This is a genomic window from Streptococcus alactolyticus (assembly GCF_042649785.1).
Taxonomy (GTDB): domain Bacteria; phylum Bacillota; class Bacilli; order Lactobacillales; family Streptococcaceae; genus Streptococcus; species Streptococcus alactolyticus.
This window is the reverse complement of the sequence record NZ_JBHRZX010000001.1, coordinates 22,529-44,834: the sequence shown is the minus strand read 5'-3', so window position 1 is coordinate 44,834 and position 22,306 is coordinate 22,529. Positions and strand designations below refer to the sequence as shown.

Sequence of the window (22,306 nt, the reverse complement as noted above, 5' to 3'; positions counted from 1 at the left end):
CCTTTCTTGACTAACTAACCAATTTTTTTGTATAATTCTAACATTTCAAGTCCAACTTCACGAAGAGTCATTGTAGTCATCAAGTGGTCTTGAGCATGAACCATGATGATTTCAACATTAACTTCTTTACCACCTGCATACTCTTGGAGCAAGTGTGTTTGTGATTGGTGGGCTTTTAATAATTCGTCATTTGATTCTTTTAACTTTTCTTCTGCTAAGGCATAGTTTCCTTCACGCATCGCATCGAATGCTTCGTGGACGATTGAACGTGCGTTACCAGAATTTAAGATAATCTCAAATGCTGCAACTTGCAATTCTTCTGAATTCATATAACTCCTACTTCCTTTTTAAATCGTTAAAAATATTTTTTTAAATTCATCAAATGATTGGCAAGCTAACATTTGTTCTTGAAGTTTTGGATTATCAACCAAATCAAAAATGGCAGATGTCAACTCTGGTAGTCCATCATTATCATGAATTGACATTGACATTAAAAAGATAATTTTGATTGATAGATATTGTTCATCCCATTTCACACCATTTTTGACAATTGCTACCGCAAAATGATGTTTGCTACCGACGGCTTTCAAAGGATGAGGTACGGCAATATTTTTCCCGAATACAATGGAACTCATAGATTCCCGCTGTTTCATCATATTAAGAAGTCGTTCCTCAAATTGCTCATTTTCATTTTGTGAAATGCTCTGAGCTAGTTTTTGCAATACCTCTTCTTTTGAAGCGTCCGATAGTAGAAAGAAATAGTCTTCTGAGAAGTAATCATCAAACACATCGCTTACACTGAGTTCTGATTGACGATTTTCTACATTTGCTAAAGACCTATTCAAATTAGAGATTCCCTGTTTAATATCCTTTAACTCTTCATCATTTAAGAAAACTGAAACCGTAAAGACTGGAATATTGAAAATCAAGTTTGATAAGGCAATAGAAGAAACGATAAAATCAATTCCTTTTAACTTTTCATCGTTGATTTCATAATAACCAATCACATCCGTAATCGAAACCAAGTTCCCGAGCTCGTTTTCAATTCGGCTCTTAAGCATTTGAGCACTGCCGTATCCCGTAGCACAGATGACAAGAACATTGTATTTACGTTGTTCTTTGTATCTTTCTTTGGCAGCCATAAAATGCAGAGCAATGTAGGCGATTTCATCTGGTGATAAAGTGTAAGCACTGAAAGTTGGCATATTAGCTACAACACGTTCAGCTAGTTGATACATGTCGCGATAATTGGCTTTAATTTCCGCTGTCAAAGGGTTTTCCATAACAACCCTACTTTGCAAGCGAATGAACATAGTTGATAGATGAGCAAGTAAGCCCTCAATCAATTGGAAGTCATTCTTAACAGTTGGATTAATTTGGTCAATACTGTCAATCAATTCCTGACGTATCTGCTCTTGCAAAACTTCTGAAATGTGACAAGCACTCCCGTGACCTTTTGAAACCAAGTGGAGAGTAATGTAATCAACTTCATCTGCTGGAAAATCAATGTGCGTAGATACTGAAACACGTTTTAAAATATTTTCAGCAATTTGACGTTCTGCCAAACCTCTCAGTACCAGTTCATCTTCTGACACCTTGCTAATGCGAAAACCTTCGGTAATGCGACGAATCGCTAAAGCAATGTGGATGACTAGATTTTGAATCACAAAGTCTGATAATTTAAGACCACCTTCCCGACATTCATCCAGAACAATGATGGTTAACTCTTCAAAAGAAATCTTTTGATTAAGCAGCTCATTGTCAACATATGAATGCATGGTGTTAATAAAACCAGAATCAATAAAGTAATCCATGATGAAACGACGTTTATCACGTTCTTGTCCTAAGACGTAAACCCCTTTATTGGCTTTGCTTTCAATTTTCAAATGATAAGGTTTAAATTTTTGTCTTATCTTTTTAAAATCACTAGATAATGTTGATCGACTAACAAACAACTTATCAGCTAAATCATCAAAATAAATTTCATTTTGTTCAAACAAAAGTTTATTTAGCAGATAATTGTAACGATCACTGATATCAGTAATGTTTTGGTAGTTATTGTGATGGGCATTGATATGATTTTCTTCTAAGAAATCAGCATAAGTATCATCATCTACGATGTCTAACTTGTAGCCGTAACCTTGTTTGGAAATCAAATCAATGCCTGAGTAAAAATCTAATTTTTCAACAAGTGTTTTATAGTAAGTTCTAATTGTTCTATCCGAACATCCTAATTGCGCTGCTAGTTCTTTACTAGTAACGAATTTATCCTTATCTTTAATAAGATATTGAATAATCTGCTTTTCTTTTTTATTTAACACAGAAAAGGACACCTCCAAGTACCATTAGAACTATTATATCACAACGGGCATTAGATGTTTTCTTTTACCAAAGCTGCCATTTTTTCAATACCCATTGGGATTGGAATGTAAGCTTGTGGTGGAATTTGAACGATTGGTTTGTTTGTTTTAGCAGCTGCATCTGCCAATTGTTTAAAGTTCATTTTAGTTTGTGGGCTGACAAGGTACAAATCGTATTTATCAGCTTCGATACGTTTTTGTCCTTCTGGAACCCCAACAGCATCCATTTCAATGTCTTCACCTTTTTCTTGAAGATATTTCATTGTTTTTTTAGCAATCATTGATGATGACATACCGCCTGCACAGATAATTAAAGCTTGTTTAGCCATAACGTTTAATCTCCTTTGTTTTTTATTTACACTGATATTATATGAAAACGTCATCATTATGTAAACACTTTCTTTTTCCTATGTGATGCGGAAAAAAATAAGACCACTACGGAAAATTTCCGTTTAGATACAACTCTTTCCGTAATCAAACTACAATCACTACGGAAATTTGCTGTAAATCTTCAGTGTTTTTAGAAAAAAAGAACCAGACTAGGGAAAACTAGTCTGACTATCTTAAAAGAATTCAGGAATAAATAATTTTGTATAATTCACAGAAACTTGATTTTGTTGCAAGCCTAACTCATCAATAATTAGCTTTTTCAATTTTTCATCGTTCATTATAGAATAAACGCGATAGCTTTTTGAGTCTTTGTAAAGCACTTGAATCGTATCAGCAATCTTTTGATTAGCTAAAATATCAGGAAGCTCATTAGGATTTGAAGAGGTGATGATATATGGACCACTCATTCGTTGACCTTGACTATCATAAACTTTTCGATATTTGCTAGGCAAAAAGTAAACAAGAACAATCAGAACTAAAAATACGATAATAATAACCCATTTAATGCTCTTATTCGTCATCTCCTAAACTACATCATACCAAGGGCACCTGATAGTTGGGCTGGGCGGATATAAACTTCTTCGTCTGACAAGTGATAATCTGCCATCAAAACCTTTTTCAATTCCACATCGTTGAGATGTGATTGAACGCTACAAGTATCATCTGATGAGCCGACAACTCTAACTTTTCCTTTAAGGTTGGCAATGCTTGCTAAATCAGGTAGTTTTGCACCATCTTTCATGACGACCACATAATCACAACCAAATGTTTTTGCTACCCAAAGTTGATTTCTAACGCTGTATACACCAGCTACAATAAGTGCAATAAGCAAAACAATCAATAAAACTTTCAACGTCATTAATCTCCTTTAACCTGTTTTTTTGAAGTATTTTTTTAAACTTCAAAAAAACAATTATTTTAAAGAAAAAATGTCATAAATATTAACATAAAATTGTTAGTTGTATTTTTTCTAAATAGTTTTAGCCATCCCTTAAAAATAAACCTTCACAACTGGCATACGATTTACTGAGTAATCTCGACAGACACCTGAGTTGAATCCAGTTGATAATCCTTCATCAAAGTTGTTTTCAGTTCGGTATCATTAATCTGTGATTGTACCTTGCAAGTGTCGTCTGTTGCTGAAATAATCTTAATCTTTCCTCCAAGATTATCATTTTTTATCAAATCTGGTAACTTCAGTCCATGATGCATGGTAATGGTAACCAAAGCGTTTGGTCACGCCCATTTTGATTTGAACAACACGAACAATCGCGAAGATTAACAAAATTCCAAAAACAATTGCTAAAATCGTCACCGTAATAACCCTCACATCCTTGTTCCTAGCGGAACACTCAAATTATACGATTACTATAATCCTTTTTGAAAGCCCTGTCAATTATTTTCTGTAAGGTTTCTTTTCAGAAATTAAATAGGAAGAATCTACTGAAAAACTTTTGCAAAAAAGTCTCCAAAACATTGATACAACAACATTTCAAAGACTTTTAAAAATTATTTATAAATTATTTTACAAATAAGGATAATTCCTGCTAAGGCAACTGAGATGGTATTGGCAACAATTAAAGCTGGATCTGAAACAGAAATTCCATGTGCCAACCACAATGCCATCCCAGTGACTGACATGGTATACATGCCAAGTGAAATGGATTCAACGTCTTTGGTTTTTAAAACCTTGATCATTTGTGGCAAAAAACCAAATGTTGTCAAACAAGCCGCAATATACCCAATCATAAAGACCTACTCTCTTCTTATAATCATGTAAAAACCTTCGTAGGGTAAGAGATTACACCCCCCACAAAGGTTTCAAAATAATAACTTAATGGATAACTTTAGACTTCTTCACCGTTAGAAGCAATGACTTTCTTATACCAATCAAATGACAATTTTGGTGTACGTTTGTAAGTACCGTTACCTTCGTCATCTTTATCAACATAGATGAAACCATAACGTTTGCGCATTTCACCTGTACTTGCTGAGACAAGATCGATACAACCCCATGGAGTGTATCCCATCAAATCAACACCGTCTTCGTCGACAGCTTTAATCATTTCTTTGATGTGAGCACCAAGGTAATCAATACGATAATCATCGTGAACCATGCCATCCTCTTCTACTTGGTCAATAGCACCAAAACCATTTTCCACGATGAAAAGTGGCAAGTGGTACATATCAGTAAACCAATTCAGGCTATAACGAAGACCTTCTGGATCAATTTGCCAACCCCATTCAGATGCTTTGACGTATTTATTTTTAATCAAATCTTCTGTTTCAAGGTAGTCAAAGTAAGGGTTGTTTTCGCGGTGAGAATCGATTGCAAATGACATGTAGTATGAGAATCCGATGTAATCAACAGTTCCCTCTTTCAAATCTGCTAAGTCTTCTTCAGTCACATCAACATTGATACCTTTACGTTCCCAGTATTTAAGAATATGATTTGGGTAGAAACCATGAACATGCACATCAGTGAAGTAATAACGTTTTTCCATGGCTTTTTGTGCCATTAGAATATCTTTTGGATTACATGTTGCAGGGTAAATTGGACACATGGCAATCATACAACCAATTTGAAAATCAGGGTTGATTTCATGACCAATTTTAACCGCACGCGCAGATGCTACCAATTCATAATGAGCAGCTTGATACATAATCGCTTCGCGGTCATCGCCTTCTTTGTAGACAATACCAGAGTTTGTAAATGGTGCAAAATCTTCTTGATAGTTTGCTTGGTTATTGATTTCATTGAAAGTCATCCAATATTTAACTTTGTCTTTGTAGCGACGGAAGCATGTTTCTGCAAAACGAACAAAGAAATCAACTAATTTACGGTTTGTGAAACCACCATATTCTTTAACCAAGTGATATGGCAATTCAAAGTGAGACAAAGTAACAACAGGTTCGATACCGTGTTTTAAGCATTCGTCAAATAAATCATCGTAGAATTGCAAACCTGCTTCATTTGGTTCTAATTCATCACCATTTGGGAAAATACGTGTCCATGCAATTGATGTACGGAAGCATTTGAAGCCCATTTCAGCAAACAAAGCAATATCTTCTTTATAGTGGTGATAGAAATCAATCGCTTCGTGGTTTGGATAATATTTACCTTCAACCACACCGTCAGTGATTTCACGAGGAACACCATGACGACCAGCTGTCATCACGTCAGCAACACTGAGTCCTTTTCCTCCTTCTTTCCATCCACCTTCAAGTTGGTGAGCAGCAACTGCACCACCCCACAAAAAATTATCTGGTAACTTAGCCATTACATATCCTCCTTGTTTAATACACTGTCATTATAGCAAGCGGTTACAAAAATAAAAATAGAAAAAATTTCCTAAGTCATTAGGAAATTCCTTCTATCTAGTTAGTTTTTCATTTTTTGAGAATGAGGACTAAGTCCCACAAAAAGAGCAACAAAGCTAAGACAAAAAGGCCATTTGATAGGATTTCTAAGTTTTGATTAAAACTCAAAATCACAGCACTTATCAATACGGCAAAAAAGAGCAAACTCAAAACAAAGCGGTTAACCACACGATTAAAAAACTTAATACGGTTGGTGTAATCGTATAAATCATGGTTAACTAAAATACGTCCATTTAAGACTTGTTCCAAGAGTTGATTGAGACGACGCGGGATATTCTTACCATTTTTTAGTTGATAAAATAGCTCGATAAGCAAGGTTTCTTTGTTCAAAGCTTGCTTAAGCATGTCAGGTCCCATATTTTCTAGGAAATAATTCTTAGCAAGGGTCATGAGGTCAACTTCTGGAGCTAATTCACGGAAAACGCCTTCAATTTGCAGAGCAGCTTTTTCTAAAATGGTAATCTTGGGCGATGCTTTCAAATCGTTTTTGACAAACACATCTAGCAAATCTTCTATCAAATCAGTCAGGGATAGATTGCCCAAATCCAAATTAGAATATTTAGCCAACATCCGCTCCACATCTTGAGCCAAATCGGTTTTGCTGAGAGTGGAATCAAAGCTAGTCACCGCCAAAATTCCTTGCATCATGCCCTCAACATCTTGAGCCGTAAAACTATACAAAATATCGTTGAGCGCCACGCGCATATCATTTTCCAGTTGGCCGATGATCCCAAAGTCAATGAAATAGATTTTGCCTTCAGAAATCAGCAGATTTCCTGGGTGAGGGTCACCATGAAAGTACCCGTCCTTAAAGACTTGCTTGATAAAGCTTAACATCAGCTTTTTACCAATGTCCTCTAAATCATAGCCCGCCTTTACCAACTCATCATAATGATTGATGGGAATGCCTTCAACGTATTCCTCCACTAGCATACGAGGCGTTGTGTAGGAATCAAATAAACGGGGCGTAGCAATGCAGGCAACTGATTTGTTTAAGTCAGAAAAGGTCTGAATGGCCTGCGCTTCATTGCGAAAATCAATCTCTCTACTTAGACTCTCTTTTAATTGTTCAAAGACCTCCCCAAAATTCACCATGGGCAAAATGCCTTTGGGAATAAAACGCGACAATCGAATCAGAAGGTTGAGATCCTCATTAATGATTTCAGGCAAATGCGGCCGCTGGATTTTGATAACCACTTGTTGCCCATCAACCAAGGTCGCACGCACTGTTTGTGCCACCGAACCACTGGCTAGTGGTGTTGTGCCAATCTCTGCAAAAACTTCTGACATTGGCACAGGTAACTCTGCCTTGATAGCAGCCAACATTTCCTCTTGCGGCAGCGGAATGACATCATTTTGAAGCTTGCTGAGTTCTTTGATGTAAACATCTGGCAAAAGGTCACTTCTAGTGGAGAGAATTTGCCCGATTTTGATAAAACTAGGGCCCAGTTTCTCAAAAGCAAGGCGCAGTTTTCGTGGTGTGGACTTGTCTTTTAAGGGCTTTCCTTTTTCTTTTAAGGTTGTGAGGCCAACTGCACTAAAGACTCCTATAATTTCTCTTAGGCGCTTATTCGACATAAACTGTCCTTACTCTTTGTCGTCATCGTTTGGTGCCTTGGTCAATAAGGCATCTAATTTTTCTTCTAGACGCGCGATATCTGCCTTAGTGGCGTATTGCACAGGTTTTGTTTTGACGTCTAATTGCGTCAACAAATCTTCAGCTTGGTCTCTACTCTTGCGTTTTAATTCGGTTTGAAGTTCTTTGCCTTCATCAACGGTTAAACGTCCCTTTTGCACCAAATCCTTAACAAAAGTATCTGCTTTTTCTAAGGTCATAGATGTTAATCCAATACCAGCCAATAATACATTTTTCAATTCATTCATGATACTTCCTCCTTACATCATGTGACAATACATCTTATACCCCTTTATTTTACTACTTTTAAAGCAAAATAGCTAAGGGGACCACTGTTCAAATCTGTTATCTCTTTCGTTTTTTGTTATAATGATCATATAATACTATCATATGATTAAGGTGTTTGACTATGACAACTAATTCAGAACACAAGTCCTTACTTCCTTACGACTATTATCGAACGGTCGTGGAGTCAGGACGTCCAGATATTTTATTTCATTGGCATCCCGAAATAGAAATCAATTACATTTATGAGGGGTCAGCTCGTTTTCATATTGACTACGATTATTTTGACAGTCAGGCAGGTGATATTATCCTCATCCGTCCAAATGGTATGCACTCTATTCATCCTTTGGAAAATCAAACCCATGTGACGGATACTTTCCGCTTTCATTTGGATATGATTGGCCATTCAACAGTTGACCATGTCAGCATTCGTTACTTGCAACCCTTGCAATCCAGTCTTTACCAATTTGTTCCGCGGATTCAACCAGGCATGGGAGGCTATGATGAGATTAAACGTTGTTTGTTTACCATTTTTGAGCTGTCTGCCAATAAAGACCGCCATTTTGAACTCTCTCTCAAATCAAAAATCAACGAATTTCTTTATCTCTTGTTTTACCATCATTATGTTGTTCAAAAAACGACAGATGATGCCTATCGTAAAAACGAGCAAATTCGTCAGTTGATTGACCACATCAACCACAATTACCAAAAGAATTTGTCTATTGATTACCTCTCTCATTTTATGGGGTATAGCAAGAGCCATTTCATGACCCTTTTCAAGCAACAAACAGGGGTTTCTTGTACTGAATTTGTCATTCAAGTACGACTCAATAAGGCCAGTGAATTGCTCATCAACACATCGCATTCTATTTTAGATATCGCGACGGATGTCGGCTTTAATAATCTGTCTAATTTTAACCGCCAATTCAAGCGTTATTACCAATTAACCCCAAGTCAATACCGTAAAAAATTCACGCATTCTCACAAATCGTGACACCAAAAAACGCATGATACTCAATCATGCTTTTTGTTTTGCTCTATTTTTAAGCTAGTGCCGTTAGGAGGTAATCACCAGCTATTACCGTTGCATCTTGTGTGGTTAGCACATAACTGAAGTCTGTCGAATTGGTAACGATAATCGGTGAGATAACTGGTAAAGCCTGCCTGCATCGCGGATGGCTTTCAAATCAAAATCTAGTAAGTTTTTACCAGCTTGAACCTTATCCCCTGCTTTGACAAAGGTTGTAAAGCCTTTACCATCAAGAAAAACCATATCCATACCTACGTGAATGAGCAATTCGACACTGCTTTCTGTGCGTAGGCCAACGGGCGTGTTCTGTTGGGAAGACAAGAGTGACTTCACCATCAACAGGCGATGATACGATACCGTCTGCTGGGTCAATGGCAATACCTTTACCCATCGCACCTGTCGCAAAAACTTCATCTGGCACATCTTCAAGTTTCACTACTTTCCCTGTCATTGGGCTAGCAATGATTTCTTGTTGGAATTCTTTCAAGTTATGGACTGGTTCAACCACAGCTTGTGTCTTTTCTTCTTTTGGTTAGCCGTAAAGGTATGGTACTAGAACAAACATTTGGATAGTGAAGGCAAGAACAATGGCAATCACTGAAAGTCTAATCATAATCCACATATCAAACATATCACCCATTTCTGACTTAATATAAGCTGGATATTGGAAGATTCCAAATACTCTAGTGCTATAGCTATACACTTTGAAGAATATTTCCAAAGCACCGGCAATACCTAAAACGAAATATGAGATGAAGAACGATGTTTCATTGGAAGCGTCACACCATAATTATCCGGTTCGGTTACACCAAAAACTGATGAAATGAAGGCTGGCATTGAAATCGTGCGAACTTTTGGTTCTTTGGTTTTAAGAATAATCGCTTCAAGAACACCTGTTTGAGTGAAGTTTGGCAGACATGATCCAAAAGAATAGCAAGAATAACCATTTATAGTAATGTTCATGATAGCAAGTGAAACAAGAGCCTAGTGCAAACCAAACATAACCAATACTTGCCACAATGCTCCCAAGAAGAAACCATAAAGAACTGAGTTGAAGTTCAAAATTGTTTGGAATCCTAGAGATAGCCAGTCCGTTAGGAGATTAGCAATCGGACCAACCACTAGGAAGGTTAAAAGAGCAGTGACAATAATTGTCAAAAATGGTACCACAAAGAGTTTGACCAGATCAGGCCTGATGTTCTTAATGCCTTTTTCAATCATTGATGCCAACCAAACTGCTAAAATACTTGACATAACAGTTGATAGGTAAGCCCCTGATGATGACAATTCCAAATAAAACCGTGTTAATTCATCACTAGCCCCTTCATTTCACAAAACAAAAGTCTTTTCAATCAAAAGAGGGGCAATAGCATCGCCCGTTTTTTCTGAAAACCAAGCCCCTTTCCCATAACAATGAGTTCTTCATCCTGGTCATTTTTCGCCAAAACCACATTGTTATTATAAACTTTGATAATGTTCATATCAGAAACAATCCTTTTTCTCCATTTATTGTATCAAAAATTACAAAGAAAGAAAAAAGAGCGCCATCATTTTACAAACTACATCAGTAAGGATCTTATTTTGCCGATATCTGGCTCATTGACCACAAGGAAAATGGTATCTCCAGCATTTAAGCGCGTGCTTCCTGACACAACTTCAGAATGTTGGTCACGAATTTGCATAGTAATCAGCACATTTTTAGGAAGAACCAAATCTCTGACATACTTGCCAGCAATTTTATCTGAAACGGTCAAAGACACCAACGTTGGCTCAATGACTTCTCTATCCTCTAAAATCGGTAATTTAGCTAACAAGGCTTCGTAGATAGGTTCCCCTTTCATGACATCCATGACGATATAAGCCACAATGCTCACCACAGCAATTGGCATGAGTTGACGAAAATCACCAACCATTTCAGTCACCAACACCATGGCTGTCAGCGGAGCTTTGGAAATGGCTCCAAAATAACCTGACATTCCCATCACAAGAAATAAAACGAGGTAATTGTCCGCATAAAGTCCCAAGCCTTGACCAACCAGACCAAAACCAAAGCCTAAAATAGCACCCAAGGTCAAGACTGGTAAGAAAATACCACCTGGCAAGCCGCTAGAATAACTAAAAGTACTCCACACAAAGCGAATGACAAAATAAAGACAGACAGCGGTCAAGGTCAAGTGACTACTTGGCAAAGACGTGATTAAACCATTTCCCCCACCCAGCAATTGTGGGTAGAAATAACCGATAGGAATAATGAGAAAGACCGCAAAAACACTGTAAAAAGCACTTGGAATTGGAATGAATTTGGCTAAATAACGGTAGAACAAATCGCCATTTAGAGTGACTTTTTCATAAACATAACCCAAAACACCTAAGATAATTCCTAGCAATAAAATCAGCCAATAATAACGCAAGGGCAAGACAGGCAAGCGGTCTGACATATAAAGCACAGGCTTCAAGCCAAAGAAATTCATGGAAATAAAGTTAGCAGCTAGGCTGGCAACCAAGGCACTAATCCAAATCCAGCGCGAAAATTGATGGTAAACTTCTTCTACAACAAACATCAATCCAGCCACGGGGGCATTGAAAGCAGCAGACAAACCAGCTGCCGCACCACTAGCAATCAAGACACGTTCTTCTAGACGCCCAGCCTTAAAATACCGCCCGATACCTTTTCCTGCCATAGCACCAAGCTGAATACTAGGTCCTTCACGCCCAAGCAAAAATCCCATTGAAATGGCTAGTACACCTCCAAAGAATTTTTTCCAAAGAACAGACCACCAGTTAGGGTGCAACAAACCTTTCAATTCAGCTTCAACGTGTTGAACCCCTGAACCTTTAATATTGGGGTCAGATTGGATGAAAAAGCCAATGATAGTTACAACAACCAGACTTAATCCAAATAAGATCAGCAACAAACTAGGCTGCTGGTGGGACAATTCGTAAAGGTGTACCACTTTTTTCAAACTGAGCTCAATTAAAAGGCGAAAAACACTGGCAATAGTCCCTGCCACACAGCCAACCAATAAGCCCCGCCATACAAAACTAAGAATGGACGATAGCGAAAATTGATACTCCTTATGATAACGATCCATACTAAACTCCTTTTCATGAAACAGTGTTTTCATAATTTTCCAATAGATTTCATACGCTGCTATTATACCATAAAACTTCTGCGGTATTTCGAGGGAATCAAAAAAAATTGAAGGGAAATCCCTTCAATCTGTCTGTTTACTTGCGGTACATTTTAAATTGTAAGTACAAGTCGTTGTAAATGCCTAGCCATTTTTGACCGAGGTTGTCATAAACTTGCAAGTGTGAAATGGTGTCTTCTGATGGATAGAAAGCCTTGTCATTTTTCACACTGTCAGGCAAAAGAGCCTTCGCGGCATTATTAGGCGTCGAATAACCAATGTACTCCGCATTTTGAGCAGCATTTTCAGGTCTTAACATGAAGTTGATAAAGGCATAAGCTTCGTCAATGTGCTTGGCTGTCTTTGGAATGACAAGGTTATCAAACCATAAGTTCGAGCCTTCGCTTGGCAAGACATAATGCAGGTGTTCATTCGAATCAAGCATTTCACTGGCTTCCCCTGAGAAAGTCACCCCAATGGCGGCATCGCCATTAATCATGTAGCCCTTCATCTCATCTCCCACAATCGCCTTGACATTGGGTGTCAGCGCAGCTAATTTTTGCGAAGCTGCCTCCAATTCAGGCAATGATTTGGTGTTCAAGCTATAACCCAAAGCACCAAGTCCAATTCCCATCACCTCGCGCGCTCCATCAACCAGCATAATATCGTTAGCATATTCAGGATTCCAAAGGTCTGTCCAATGTTCAGGCGGATTATCTACCATGGTATCATTGTAAACAATCCCTAGCGTTCCCCAAAAATAGGGAATGGAATAATCGTTATTTTTGTCAAAACCAAGATTGAGAAATTCCTTGCCGATATTATCCAAGCCAACAATCTTTGATTTGTCCAGCTTGTTGAGCAGGTTTTCTTTTTTCAATTTGTCAATCATGTAATCAGAAGGCACGGCAATGTCATAAGTTGTTCCGCCCTGCTTGATTTTTGTGTACATGGATTCATTGGAATCAAAGGTTTCGTATTGGATTTCGATACCTGTTTCTTTGGTGAATTTGGTAATCAACTCAGGGTCAATGTAATCCCCCCAGTTATAGATAACCAGCTTGTCTGATTGACTGGTTGAGCTAGTACTTCTTTTCATGTAAATCGAAGCCCCAAACAAAACACCCGTAATTACGAGCACTCCCACGATAAACGAGTATAATCTACGCATCTTTTTCCTCCTTATCTTGAGAAATAAAGTAATACCCTATAACAAGCAAGATACTAAAGAGAAAGACGACGGTTGATAGGGCATTGATTTCCAGGGAAATCCCACGGCGAGCCCGTGAATAAATCTCAACAGAAAGGGTTGAAAAACCATTTCCTGTCACAAAGAACGTCACCGCAAAATCATCAAGGGAATACGTAAACGCCATGAAGAAACCTGAAATAATCGCAGGTGTCAAATAAGGCAACATGACTTCTCGCAACATTTGCCAAGGCGTTGCCCCCAAATCATAAGCGGCATTAATCATGTCTGCATTCATTTCTTGCAAGCGTGGCAAAACCATCAGCACCACGATGGGAATAGAAAAGGCGATATGGCTCAGTAAAACCGTCATAAAGCCAAGATTGAAATGCAAAAGACTAGCCAGACAGGTAAATAGAATCAAAAAACTTGCCCCAATCATGACGTCTGGTGCCACCATCAAAATGTTATTCAATGATAACAAGGCTTGCTGGTGTTTGCGGCGGGCTTGGTAAATAAAAATCGCACCAAATGTTCCAATTGCTGTCGCCAAAATAGAACTGAGAAAGGCTAAGAAAAAGGTTTGCACGAGAATTAACATCAAGCGGCTATCTGCAAACATGGTGCGGTAATGCTCCAAGGTAAAGCCCGTAAACCCATTCATGTCCCCACCTTCATTAAAGGAATAAAAAATGAGGTAGGCAATCGGAATGTATAAGATAATAAAGACTAAAGTCAGATAAAGATTTGCAAATTTTTTCATTTTCTTCTCTCCTTAGTCACCCACATGGTCGCAATCATGGCGATAATTAAAATTACCCCAATGGTTGAACCCATGCCCCAGTTTTGAGTGGTCAAAAAGTGTTGTTCAATCGCAGTTCCTAGTGTAATCACTCGATTTCCCCCAATCAAGCGTGTCAGCATGAACAAGCTAAGACTCGGGATAAAGACTGATTGCACCCCACTTCGCACCCCATTTAAGGATAAAGGCAGCGTGACTTTTAAAAAGGTCTGCCATTCATTTGCCCCTAAGTCACGGCTAGCATGAATAAGGTTTTGGTCAATGTCGTCAAGAGCATTGAAAATAGGCAAAATCATAAAGGGAATTTCGATGTAAGAAGCGACGAAAATAAATGAAAAATCGGTAAACAAAATCTGTTTAGGACCAATACCAATAAAGGTTAAAAAGTTATTGACCCCACCTTGTTGCCCAAAAATCCCCATGAACGTATAGGCTTTCAGCAACAAATTAATCCAGGTCGGTAAGACAACCAGCATCAAAAAGAGGTGCTTATGTTTCAAACGGGTTAAAAAATAGGCCGTTGGGTAAGAAATCACCAAAGTCACCAAAGTGATGATGGCAGCATACAAAATGGAATTAAAACTCATGCGCAGGTAAGTCCATGAGCTAAAAAAAGTTTCATAATTGGCTAGAGTGAAATGACCTTGGATGTCAAAAAAAGATTGCCAAAGAATCATAACCACAGGTGCAATGACAAAAAGCCCCAGCCAAAGCAAGTAGGTCACCGAGAAGAAACTAGTGTTTTTCTTCATTGCGTTCCTCCTCGATGGCATGAATCAAACCGTCTTCATGCTCTTCCACTTCAGCGTACTCTTCGATACGTGCGTCAAATTCTTCCTCAGTTTCATTCAGACGCATGATGTGGATGTCCTCTGGTGTGAAATCCAGTCCGATGACCTCTCCTTCAATCGCTTTGCGGGTTGAATGAATCATCCATTCATTGCCTAAATCGTCATGAGCGATGATTTCATAATGCACCCCACGAAAGAGTTGCGTATCCACTTTCACTTGCAATTTACCTTCTTCAGGCATGGTAATTTGCAAATCTTCAGGACGAATGACCACCTCAACAGGCTCGTTAGGACGCATACCACCGTCAACAGCTTCAAAGCGTTTGCCGTTGAATTCTACCAAGTAATCTTCAATCATGGTAGCTGGCAAAATATTAGACTCACCGATAAAGGTCGCAACGAAGTGGTTGATGGGCTCATCGTAAATATCAACTGGCGTTCCTGATTGAACAATTTCCCCCTCATTCATGACAAAAATCCAATCTGACATGGCAAGCGCTTCTTCTTGGTCGTGTGTCACAAAGACAAACGTGATACCCAATCGTTGCTGCAATTCACGCAGTTCGTATTGCATTTCCGTTCGCAATTTCAAATCAAGGGCAGACAGGGGTTCATCAAGTAAGACCACGCGTGGTTCGTTGATAATAGCGCGTGCAATCGCGACACGTTGGCGTTGCCCACCTGAGAGTTTTTGAATTTGACGTTTGCCAAATCCATCCAAACGCACCATTTTAAGAGCTTCTTCTACACGGCGCTCAATCTCTTTTTTGTCCACTTTTTTGAGTTTCAGCGGAAAAGCGACGTTTTCAAAAACAGTCATGTGTGGAAAAAGGGCATAATTTTGGAAAACGGTGTGCACATCACGCTTATTGATTGGGACATCGTTGATGCGCTGACCGTCTAGGTAAACATCCCCTGTCGTGACATCCAGCAAACCAGCGATAATATTTAAAATCGTTGATTTACCAGAACCTGAAGCACCAAGAAGGGTGTAGAATTTCCCTTCTTCTAGCGTAAAGTTAATATCTTTTAAAACGACAGTGCCATTGTCTTCAAATACTTTTGATACATTTTTAAATTCAATGATTGGATTAGTCAATTCTCATAAATCCTCCTGAGGGCTTCTTTACTGTTTTTTTCACCAATAATACGAACTTCACGTTCCAAGCGAACACCAGATGTCTGCTCCACTTTGTCAATCACATAGGCAATGAGGTCCTCGTAATCCTGAGCAGTACCGTCAGCAACATTGACCATAAAGCCAGCGTGCTTTTTGCTGACTTCAACGCCACCGATACGATGTCCTTTTAGACCAGCTTCGCTAATCAATTGCCCTGCAAAATGACCGACGGGACGTTTGAAAACCGAACCGCATGACGGGTATTCCAACGGTTGCTTTAATTCACGCAAATGGGTCAAACGTTGCATTTCTTGTTCAATCAAGTGGAAATCCCCTGGTTTGAGAGCGAATTTTGCTGAAATCACCACCGCTCCGCTATCTTGCACCGCAGAATGACGGTAACCAAATGCCATATCACGCGCAGCGATAGTTTCAATCGAACCATCTTTATTGAGAACTTTGGCTGAAACCAAGATATGCGAAATCTCTCCGCCGTAAGCACCTGCATTCATGAAAACCGCACCACCAACGCTACCTGGAATACCGCAAGCAAATTCAAAACCTGTCAAACTGTGGAATTTAGCGATATGAGTCGTTTCAATTAGGTTGGCACCTGCTTCGGCTTCGATAACATAACCATTGACCGTCACGGTATTTAGCTTGTCAAAAATAATCACAAAACCACGGATACCGCCATCTCTGACAATGATATTGCTGGCATTTCCAAGGACCATCCAAGGAATGTCATGCGCATTGGCATAAGCGACAATGCGTGACAATTCATAGCGGTTGCGCGGAAAGGCAAGGTAATCTGCTGGACCACCCACCTTGGTATAAGTGTATTTTTTCAAAGGTTCATTGACACGAATATCAATGCCTTCTAATTCATTTTCTAAAAAATCTAACATGTTTTTTCCAATTCTAACTCTTTAATAACAAATAAGGCTGTTTGAGTTGTCTGATTCTTATTTGCATGACTAAAAAACGGCATAAAGCCGATTTTCATTATAGCACAAAAACGGCTGTTTGACGATCATTTCCAAGGAACTTTTCGAACTTCTTGCGCCTCTAACTTTCCTAGATAAAAAACCAGATCTTTACCATTAAGCAAAAGGTTTGGCGCAATCTCAGCCAAGGGTACTAAAACAAAGGCACGCTCAGTCATATAAGGATGCGGAAGGGTCAATTCTTCCGTTTTTTGCTTTTCATTGCCATAGATAAGAATATCGATGTCAATGGTCCGAGGCCCCCAATGCTCATGCCGCACACGGTCAAGGTCCCTTTCAATGGTCTGACAAGCCTGCAAGAAGACTTGAGGCGATAAAGACGTGTCTAGTTCGCAACAGATATTCAAAAAATCGTCTTGATCTGTCTTCCCCCAAGCGGCTGTTTCGTAGAGTGAAGACACAGCCGTCACCCTTGTTTGCTCTAATTGTCTCAGAGCCTCCACCGCGGCAGATAAATAGGCTTCTCTATCACCAATATTACTGCTCAAACTCAAGTACACACGGGTCATACACGTTTCCTCTCTAAAGCAATGCCCACGGCATCATAATGCCCATTGATAGGGGGATTATCTTTGAAAATCTCAATGGAAATGGCTTGAACCAAGGGAAATTGGTCAAAAATGTCTTGGCAAATAGCTCCCGCCAAACGCTCTAGCAAGGCATAACGCTTTTCTTCCACTTGTTTTTTGATAGCGTCAAAGACCAAACCATAATGCACCGTGTCTTCTAAAGCATCCGATTGCGATGCTTGTTGCAAATCAACTGACAAGGTACAATTCACACGAAAAATCTGACCCAAAACCTGTTCTTCAGCCAAGGCACCATGATAACCGTAAAAACGGCAGCCGTTTAAATAAATCTTATCCATATCACCACAAGAAAGCCACTTGTCTGCTTTCCTTGTCTGTCACTCCCTTCACACTAACTGGCTAATCACTCGAACCAAATCACGATTAAGGTCAACATTGTGAACACGAACCATTTGACAACCCTTGGCAATTGCCCAAGCTGATAGCGCAGCCGTTCCCATATCACGCTCACTGGCCAAAGTCCCTCCGCCCAGCAAATAATCTACCGTGCGTTTTCGTGAAATACCAAAAAGAACAGGAAAGCCCAGCTGGCAAACCTTGTCCAAGCCCTTTAATAGTTCGACATTTTGCTGCTCATTTTTAGCAAAACCAAAACCTGGATCCAACCAAATACACTCCGCAGGAACGCCAGCTTCCAGAGCAGCTTGAGCACGCTGACTCAAAAAATCACAAACGTCTTGGGTAATGTCTTGATAGCTTTCCTCTTTTTGATTGTGCATCAGCATAATGGGCACCTTTTTTTCAGCTGTCAAAGCCAGCATATCTCCATCGTAAAGCCCAGCCCAAACGTCATTTAAAATATCAGCACCAGCTTCTAGAGCCGCACGCGCCGTCTGGGTTTTATAGGTATCGATGCTTACCAAAACGTCAAAACGTTCCTTGAGGGCTTTGATAACAGGGACCACGCGATGGATTTCTTCCTCAGCGTCTACAAAACTAGCTCCTGGACGAGTGGATTCGCCGCCGACATCAATCACTTGCGCCCCTGCTGCAATCATTTGCTCCGCTTGCTTGAGCGCCTTTTCAACCGTGATATAAGATCCGCCATCTGAAAACGAATCTGGAGTAACATTGAGCACTCCCATAATGCAAGCTTTTGCATCGAGCTCGTGTGTACCAATTTTCATCTTATCTCCCTTGTGTGATCACTTGCTACTATTTGCCCAAAATCAAAGACAAGATTTCATTTCGCTCATCTCGATTGTCTTTGAAAATCCCTTTAGCAACGGTTGTGACTGTTTTGCTGCCTGGTTTTTTAATGCCGCGCATGGTCATGCACATATGCTCTGCTTCTACCATGACAAATACCCCTTTTGGCTGCAAGGCTTCTTCCAGCGCCGTAGCCACTTGGTCTGTCAAACGTTCTTGCAATTGTGGGCGTTTGCTGGCAACCTCGACCGCACGCGCCAACTTGCTTAAACCAGTCACTCGGCCGTCACTCGGTAAATAAGCCACGTGAGCTTTTCCATAAAAAGGCACCAAATGGTGTTCACACATGGAATAAAAAGGAATATCTTTGACCAAGACAATCTCGTCGTGATTTTCTGAAAAAACGGCGGTAAACTGGTCTTTCGGGTCCTCATGCAAACCTGAGAACATTTCTTGGTACATTTTCGCAACACGCTTTGGTGTATCCAACAACCCCTCACGCTCTGGATTTTCACCCAAGGCCTCCAACAATTGATAAACGGCTGATTCAAGTTTTTCTTGCTTTGACATACTTATTTCAATCTTTTTTATTTCCTACTATTATATCACAAAATACAACAGTTTATTTTTATCATTTCCTAACTTTTCCGAAAATTTTCGGATAAATCTTACAAAAAACACCCTCCAGAAGGGTGTGCTAATTTTCAGACTATTTATCCAAAAGCAGGTGTTTTTGATGATTTATCTATAACCTAATTGACCTCTTTTGACAAAAGCACTGGGCGGACCTGTGAGATGAAGTAGAGTGACCCTGTTATGAGGTAAAAATCCTCTTGACTATCGAGATTGATTTGGGCAAGCCAATCTTGCCAGTGCGCCACTTTGCGGTACTGCTCAGGGTAACGATCCAAGGCCAAGGCATTAGGGTACTCAAAAGTCGTTACCTCAACAGTTGCCACTTGGCTCAGCAGCTCCAGCATCGAATCCACTGGTTTGGTGTCAATAGCAGCAAATAAAATATGAATCGTCTTGTCTTTATAGGCTTCCATGACCTTAACCAGAGCCGCTACGCTTTCATTATTATGGGCGCCGTCAATCATGACATTTGGAAAGAGTAACTCGGTACGTCCGACCCAGTGAGTGGTTTCCAAGCCTTTTTTGATAATAGGATTAGTCACATTTGGGTATTGCTCTTGCAGTAAAAGCGCGGTGGTAATCGCAAGGCTAGCATTGCTCATTTGATGATAACCTGGCATAGCGAGGTGGATATTGTCGATAGCCGCTAACCCACGGTAATCAAAAGCCTTATCGTGAACGTTGATAATAAAGTCCTTTTGGCATTCATAGGTGTGACTGTGACAAGCTGCCGCTTTTTCCATGAAAACCTTACGAACATCCTCACGCTCTGTTGCAAAAACAAAAGGCACTTTTTCTTTCAAGACACCAACTTTTTGCTCCGCAATAGCCGCGTAAGTCTGCCCTAAAATGGCTTGATGGTCCAAACCAATCGATGGGCAGACCACAGCCAAGGCCTTAAAAACATTGGTCGAATCGTAAAGTCCACCCATCCCTGCTTCAATAATGGCAATGTCAACAGGGTGTATATGCCCAAAATATTCAAACATTAAAACAGTAATGACTTCAAATTCTGTGGCAGGCTCCAAATCCGTTTCCAAGGGCAAACGCTCGACCACAGGACGCACCCGCTCAACCAACTCAAGAAAATCTGGCTGCGATATCATCTGCCCATTTAGGCTAATCCGTTCCCTAAAATCAAGGATATAAGGCGAGGTGAATGTTCCCACCTCATAGCTCGCTAACGAAAAGATATGCTGCAAATAACTTGTTACAGAGCCTTTGCCGTTAGTTCCCACCACATGCACGGCAGCTACTTTTTCTTGCGGATTGCCCAGCTCTTGCAACATCCAAGCCATCCGCTCCAAACCAGGCTTAATGCCAAATCTCAATTTCCCATGAATCCACGCCAACGCTTCTTGATAATCCATTTCCCATCCCCCAGTTAAATGTTTTTCAGGTCTTTTTCGCGCTCTGAAATGAGTTGTTTTAACTCTTCCAAATCTTCCGCAGTCGCCATAGTTCTGATAAAACCACGAGCGTTAGAGCGGCGATTTAAATAATTGCGGTGTGCTCTATTCTCGGGGCTCTTTTCAATCCAACGCTTAATCGCCTCTGCTTGCCCCTCTTTCGTTGCGTAAGCTTTTCTTTTATTCTTTTCCAATTTCATCCGCCTTTCTATTAATTTTCCTTGCGAACCATTCAACAACAATCGTTGCTGCAATAGTGACTATCATTATAATTACAAAAATAACAACAAGTATTTTTATCGATCGTCTCCTTATGATATGATAGGAGCAGTGGGAAAGCCGTTTGACTTTCTTTGCTACCTATTTTGATTTAGCGCTTGCTTCTTGTCTTGGGAAATTTAAAAGGCTTGCGCTTTTTGTGTTGCCTTATAATAGATGTAGCCATTATAACATACTGAGAGCCAAAAAAAGCCAGTGCTACTGGCTTTTTTGCATTCTTTTAGTTAACGACACCACCTTCAACTACTAAATCGTCTAGATTGGTGGTTTGGCCATAGACGGGTTCCAAGGTTTTTTGATAATCTTTGTGGAAGAATTGTTCATTGCCCAAAGATTTGATTTCATCATTTAACCAGTTGAGCAATTCGGTGTTGCCTTTTTGAACGGCAGGTACGATGGTATCAATATCTCCTAAACTAGTGATACCGACTTGGTAGCCTTTATTTTCCAAAGCCCAAGCGAGCACTTCCGTATTGTCCGTTGATAAGGCATCTCCGCGACCGTCAAGAAGCGCTTGATAGGCTTCGCTGTATTGGTCGTATTTGAGCAATTTCACATCTGGATAATGTTCCTCAAAATAGGTTTCTGCCGTTGTCCCTTTGCCGACAATCAAGGTCTTACCTTTCAAATCATCCACTAACGAAATCAGGTTTTGACTAGGTGACACCACACCCAGCGCAACTTTCATGTAAGGCAAGGCAAAATCAACTTGTTTAGCACGTTCATCTGTCACCGTGAAATTAGCCAAAATCACATCCACTTTGGCAGACGTCAAGTATTCCACACGACTGGCTGGGTCCACTGCCACGTACTCGACATCCACACCCAAATCTTTGGCTAAACGATTGGCAAAATAAACATCGTAACCTTGATAAGCGCCCTTGTCATCTACATAACCAAACGGTTTTTTGTCGGAAAACACACCAATTCTAATCGTGCCACTTTTTTTAATCTCGTCTAAAGTTCTAGCCTTAGCCGTATTACCTGACGAACTGGCAGAAGATGCCGTTGAATCAGCATCGGAATTTGAGCAAGCTGCCAAACCAACAACAAACAAAGCCAGTAGGCCAATCACACCTAATAAACGTTTTACATTTCTCATAGCAAACTCCTTTTTATAA

At 39.9% G+C, this 22,306-nt stretch carries 25 protein-coding genes and 2 pseudogenes; 1 reads left to right on the top strand and 26 read right to left on the bottom strand.

The annotated features are described in order from the left end of the window. Window positions 1-14: 14 nt before the first annotated feature. The 11 genes from ACFORE_RS00280 to ACFORE_RS00230 all read right to left on the bottom strand — a co-directional run bounded on the left by ACFORE_RS00280 (window position 15) and on the right by ACFORE_RS00230 (window position 8,015). Complete coding sequence (locus tag ACFORE_RS00280; protein ID WP_020916861.1) at window positions 15-329, bottom strand: PTS cellobiose transporter subunit IIA; 315 nt, start codon at window positions 327-329, stop codon at window positions 15-17. Between the two features lie 18 nt (window positions 330-347). After that, window positions 348-2,321, bottom strand: a complete 1,974-nt coding sequence (locus ACFORE_RS00275) for a BglG family transcription antiterminator (RefSeq protein WP_264879430.1) — start codon at window positions 2,319-2,321, stop codon at window positions 348-350. A 50-nt stretch (window positions 2,322-2,371) separates the two neighbouring features. Further along, entirely contained in the window at window positions 2,372-2,689 is a 318-nt protein-coding gene (locus ACFORE_RS00270; protein ID WP_264879431.1) for a PTS cellobiose transporter subunit IIB, read from the bottom strand. A gap of 234 nt (window positions 2,690-2,923) precedes the next feature. Continuing rightward, complete coding sequence (locus ACFORE_RS00265; RefSeq protein WP_264879432.1) at window positions 2,924-3,271, bottom strand: hypothetical protein; 348 nt, start codon at window positions 3,269-3,271, stop codon at window positions 2,924-2,926. A gap of 8 nt (window positions 3,272-3,279) precedes the next feature. Continuing rightward, a complete protein-coding gene (locus ACFORE_RS00260; protein ID WP_020916865.1) occupies window positions 3,280-3,609 on the bottom strand; it encodes a hypothetical protein in 330 nt (109 codons plus the stop codon). A gap of 164 nt (window positions 3,610-3,773) precedes the next feature. Next, complete coding sequence (locus ACFORE_RS00255) at window positions 3,774-3,935, bottom strand: hypothetical protein (RefSeq protein ID WP_264879433.1); 162 nt, start codon at window positions 3,933-3,935, stop codon at window positions 3,774-3,776. After that, window positions 3,922-4,080, bottom strand: coding sequence for a hypothetical protein (locus tag ACFORE_RS00250; RefSeq protein ID WP_264879434.1), 159 nt, complete (start codon window positions 4,078-4,080; stop codon window positions 3,922-3,924). The genes ACFORE_RS00255 and ACFORE_RS00250 overlap by 14 nt, the downstream gene beginning before the upstream one ends. Window positions 4,081-4,259: 179 nt before the next feature. Next, window positions 4,260-4,499 carry a SemiSWEET transporter gene (locus tag ACFORE_RS00245; protein WP_014334819.1) on the bottom strand — a complete coding sequence of 80 codons (240 nt, stop codon included), beginning with the start codon at window positions 4,497-4,499 and terminating at the stop codon, window positions 4,260-4,262. 98 nt (window positions 4,500-4,597) lie between these two features. Beyond that, the gene (locus ACFORE_RS00240) at window positions 4,598-6,031 is read right to left on the bottom strand and encodes a 6-phospho-beta-glucosidase (protein WP_264879435.1); all 1,434 of its coding nucleotides are present in this window, start codon (window positions 6,029-6,031) and stop codon (window positions 4,598-4,600) included. Window positions 6,032-6,140: 109 nt separating this feature from the next. Further along, entirely contained in the window at window positions 6,141-7,709 is a 1,569-nt protein-coding gene (locus ACFORE_RS00235; protein ID WP_380434870.1) for an ABC1 kinase family protein, read from the bottom strand. A gap of 9 nt (window positions 7,710-7,718) precedes the next feature. After that, window positions 7,719-8,015 (bottom strand): phasin family protein, encoded by a 297-nt coding sequence (locus ACFORE_RS00230; protein WP_154455001.1) that lies wholly within the window; start codon window positions 8,013-8,015, stop codon window positions 7,719-7,721. A 161-nt stretch (window positions 8,016-8,176) separates the two neighbouring features. Between ACFORE_RS00230 and ACFORE_RS00225 the strand changes: the two genes are divergently transcribed. Further along, window positions 8,177-9,046 carry an AraC family transcriptional regulator gene (locus tag ACFORE_RS00225; RefSeq protein WP_235280741.1) on the top strand — a complete coding sequence of 290 codons (870 nt, stop codon included), beginning with the start codon at window positions 8,177-8,179 and terminating at the stop codon, window positions 9,044-9,046. A gap of 49 nt (window positions 9,047-9,095) precedes the next feature. On the opposite strand, the pseudogene ACFORE_RS08660 reads toward ACFORE_RS00225, so the two are convergent. The 15 genes and pseudogenes from ACFORE_RS08660 to ACFORE_RS00135 form a co-directional block, all read right to left on the bottom strand. Next, window positions 9,096-10,369, bottom strand: a pseudogene (locus tag ACFORE_RS08660) (glucose PTS transporter subunit IIA); the annotation flags it as partial. Between the two features lie 45 nt (window positions 10,370-10,414). After that, window positions 10,415-10,563: pseudogene (locus ACFORE_RS00200) on the bottom strand (CAT RNA binding domain-containing protein); the annotation flags it as partial. A 78-nt stretch (window positions 10,564-10,641) separates the two neighbouring features. Next, a complete protein-coding gene (locus tag ACFORE_RS00195) occupies window positions 10,642-12,174 on the bottom strand; it encodes a ClC family H(+)/Cl(-) exchange transporter (RefSeq protein WP_154454999.1) in 1,533 nt (510 codons plus the stop codon). 136 nt (window positions 12,175-12,310) lie between these two features. Continuing rightward, entirely contained in the window at window positions 12,311-13,384 is a 1,074-nt protein-coding gene (locus tag ACFORE_RS00190) for an ABC transporter substrate-binding protein (RefSeq protein WP_168260845.1), read from the bottom strand. Then, a complete protein-coding gene (locus ACFORE_RS00185) occupies window positions 13,377-14,165 on the bottom strand; it encodes an ABC transporter permease (RefSeq protein WP_154454997.1) in 789 nt (262 codons plus the stop codon). Before ACFORE_RS00185 ends, ACFORE_RS00190 begins: the two co-directional genes overlap by 8 nt. Further along, on the bottom strand, window positions 14,162-14,956 hold the full coding sequence (locus ACFORE_RS00180; protein WP_154454996.1) for an ABC transporter permease: 795 nt from the start codon (window positions 14,954-14,956) through the stop codon (window positions 14,162-14,164). The genes ACFORE_RS00185 and ACFORE_RS00180 overlap by 4 nt, the downstream gene beginning before the upstream one ends. After that, a complete protein-coding gene (locus ACFORE_RS00175; RefSeq protein ID WP_154454995.1) occupies window positions 14,940-16,094 on the bottom strand; it encodes an ABC transporter ATP-binding protein in 1,155 nt (384 codons plus the stop codon). Before ACFORE_RS00175 ends, ACFORE_RS00180 begins: the two co-directional genes overlap by 17 nt. After that, window positions 16,091-17,023, bottom strand: a complete 933-nt coding sequence (murB, locus tag ACFORE_RS00170; protein ID WP_293956910.1) for a UDP-N-acetylmuramate dehydrogenase — start codon at window positions 17,021-17,023, stop codon at window positions 16,091-16,093. The genes ACFORE_RS00175 and murB overlap by 4 nt, the downstream gene beginning before the upstream one ends. A 125-nt stretch (window positions 17,024-17,148) precedes the next feature. Next, complete coding sequence (gene folK, locus ACFORE_RS00165; RefSeq protein ID WP_308526017.1) at window positions 17,149-17,631, bottom strand: 2-amino-4-hydroxy-6-hydroxymethyldihydropteridine diphosphokinase; 483 nt, start codon at window positions 17,629-17,631, stop codon at window positions 17,149-17,151. Next, entirely contained in the window at window positions 17,628-17,990 is a 363-nt protein-coding gene (gene folB, locus ACFORE_RS00160) for a dihydroneopterin aldolase (protein WP_168260849.1), read from the bottom strand. The genes folK and folB overlap by 4 nt, the downstream gene beginning before the upstream one ends. 48 nt (window positions 17,991-18,038) lie before the next feature. After that, complete coding sequence (gene folP / locus ACFORE_RS00155; RefSeq protein ID WP_235280737.1) at window positions 18,039-18,839, bottom strand: dihydropteroate synthase; 801 nt, start codon at window positions 18,837-18,839, stop codon at window positions 18,039-18,041. 28 nt (window positions 18,840-18,867) lie between these two features. Next, window positions 18,868-19,431: a GTP cyclohydrolase I FolE gene (gene folE, locus ACFORE_RS00150; protein WP_154454991.1), complete on the bottom strand. Its 564-nt coding sequence runs from the start codon at window positions 19,429-19,431 to the stop codon at window positions 18,868-18,870. Between the two features lie 182 nt (window positions 19,432-19,613). Continuing rightward, the gene (locus tag ACFORE_RS00145) at window positions 19,614-20,867 is read right to left on the bottom strand and encodes a bifunctional folylpolyglutamate synthase/dihydrofolate synthase (protein ID WP_380434866.1); all 1,254 of its coding nucleotides are present in this window, start codon (window positions 20,865-20,867) and stop codon (window positions 19,614-19,616) included. Between the two features lie 14 nt (window positions 20,868-20,881). Further along, the gene (locus tag ACFORE_RS00140; protein WP_204984801.1) at window positions 20,882-21,106 is read right to left on the bottom strand and encodes a hypothetical protein; all 225 of its coding nucleotides are present in this window, start codon (window positions 21,104-21,106) and stop codon (window positions 20,882-20,884) included. 299 nt (window positions 21,107-21,405) lie between these two features. Beyond that, window positions 21,406-22,287: a cysteine ABC transporter substrate-binding protein gene (locus ACFORE_RS00135; RefSeq protein ID WP_380434865.1), complete on the bottom strand. Its 882-nt coding sequence runs from the start codon at window positions 22,285-22,287 to the stop codon at window positions 21,406-21,408. Window positions 22,288-22,306: the final 19 nt, after the last annotated feature.

What these genes read in the sequence shown, in the direction of transcription:
- ACFORE_RS00235 (WP_380434870.1), bottom strand. Translation starts at nt 7,709, where the DNA reads ATGTCGAATAAGCGCCTAAGAGAAATTATAGGAGTCTTTAGTGCAGTT.
- ACFORE_RS00195 (WP_154454999.1), bottom strand. Translation starts at nt 12,174, where the DNA reads ATGGATCGTTATCATAAGGAGTATCAATTTTCGCTATCGTCCATTCTT.
- ACFORE_RS00245 (WP_014334819.1), bottom strand. Translation starts at nt 4,499, where the DNA reads ATGATTGGGTATATTGCGGCTTGTTTGACAACATTTGGTTTTTTGCCA.
- ACFORE_RS00190 (WP_168260845.1), bottom strand. Translation starts at nt 13,384, where the DNA reads ATGCGTAGATTATACTCGTTTATCGTGGGAGTGCTCGTAATTACGGGT.
- ACFORE_RS00270 (WP_264879431.1), bottom strand. Translation starts at nt 2,689, where the DNA reads ATGGCTAAACAAGCTTTAATTATCTGTGCAGGCGGTATGTCATCATCA.
- ACFORE_RS00140 (WP_204984801.1), bottom strand. Translation starts at nt 21,106, where the DNA reads ATGAAATTGGAAAAGAATAAAAGAAAAGCTTACGCAACGAAAGAGGGG.
- ACFORE_RS00145 (WP_380434866.1), bottom strand. Translation starts at nt 20,867, where the DNA reads ATGGATTATCAAGAAGCGTTGGCGTGGATTCATGGGAAATTGAGATTT.
- ACFORE_RS00225 (WP_235280741.1), top strand. Translation starts at nt 8,177, where the DNA reads ATGACAACTAATTCAGAACACAAGTCCTTACTTCCTTACGACTATTAT.
- ACFORE_RS00230 (WP_154455001.1), bottom strand. Translation starts at nt 8,015, where the DNA reads ATGAATGAATTGAAAAATGTATTATTGGCTGGTATTGGATTAACATCT.
- ACFORE_RS00185 (WP_154454997.1), bottom strand. Translation starts at nt 14,165, where the DNA reads ATGAAAAAATTTGCAAATCTTTATCTGACTTTAGTCTTTATTATCTTA.
- murB (WP_293956910.1), bottom strand. Translation starts at nt 17,023, where the DNA reads ATGTTAGATTTTTTAGAAAATGAATTAGAAGGCATTGATATTCGTGTC.
- ACFORE_RS00260 (WP_020916865.1), bottom strand. Translation starts at nt 3,609, where the DNA reads ATGACGTTGAAAGTTTTATTGATTGTTTTGCTTATTGCACTTATTGTA.
- ACFORE_RS00280 (WP_020916861.1), bottom strand. Translation starts at nt 329, where the DNA reads ATGAATTCAGAAGAATTGCAAGTTGCAGCATTTGAGATTATCTTAAAT.
- folB (WP_168260849.1), bottom strand. Translation starts at nt 17,990, where the DNA reads ATGGATAAGATTTATTTAAACGGCTGCCGTTTTTACGGTTATCATGGT.
- folP (WP_235280737.1), bottom strand. Translation starts at nt 18,839, where the DNA reads ATGAAAATTGGTACACACGAGCTCGATGCAAAAGCTTGCATTATGGGA.
- ACFORE_RS00240 (WP_264879435.1), bottom strand. Translation starts at nt 6,031, where the DNA reads ATGGCTAAGTTACCAGATAATTTTTTGTGGGGTGGTGCAGTTGCTGCT.
- ACFORE_RS00135 (WP_380434865.1), bottom strand. Translation starts at nt 22,287, where the DNA reads ATGAGAAATGTAAAACGTTTATTAGGTGTGATTGGCCTACTGGCTTTG.
- folE (WP_154454991.1), bottom strand. Translation starts at nt 19,431, where the DNA reads ATGTCAAAGCAAGAAAAACTTGAATCAGCCGTTTATCAATTGTTGGAG.
- folK (WP_308526017.1), bottom strand. Translation starts at nt 17,631, where the DNA reads ATGACCCGTGTGTACTTGAGTTTGAGCAGTAATATTGGTGATAGAGAA.
- ACFORE_RS00180 (WP_154454996.1), bottom strand. Translation starts at nt 14,956, where the DNA reads ATGAAGAAAAACACTAGTTTCTTCTCGGTGACCTACTTGCTTTGGCTG.
- ACFORE_RS00265 (WP_264879432.1), bottom strand. Translation starts at nt 3,271, where the DNA reads ATGACGAATAAGAGCATTAAATGGGTTATTATTATCGTATTTTTAGTT.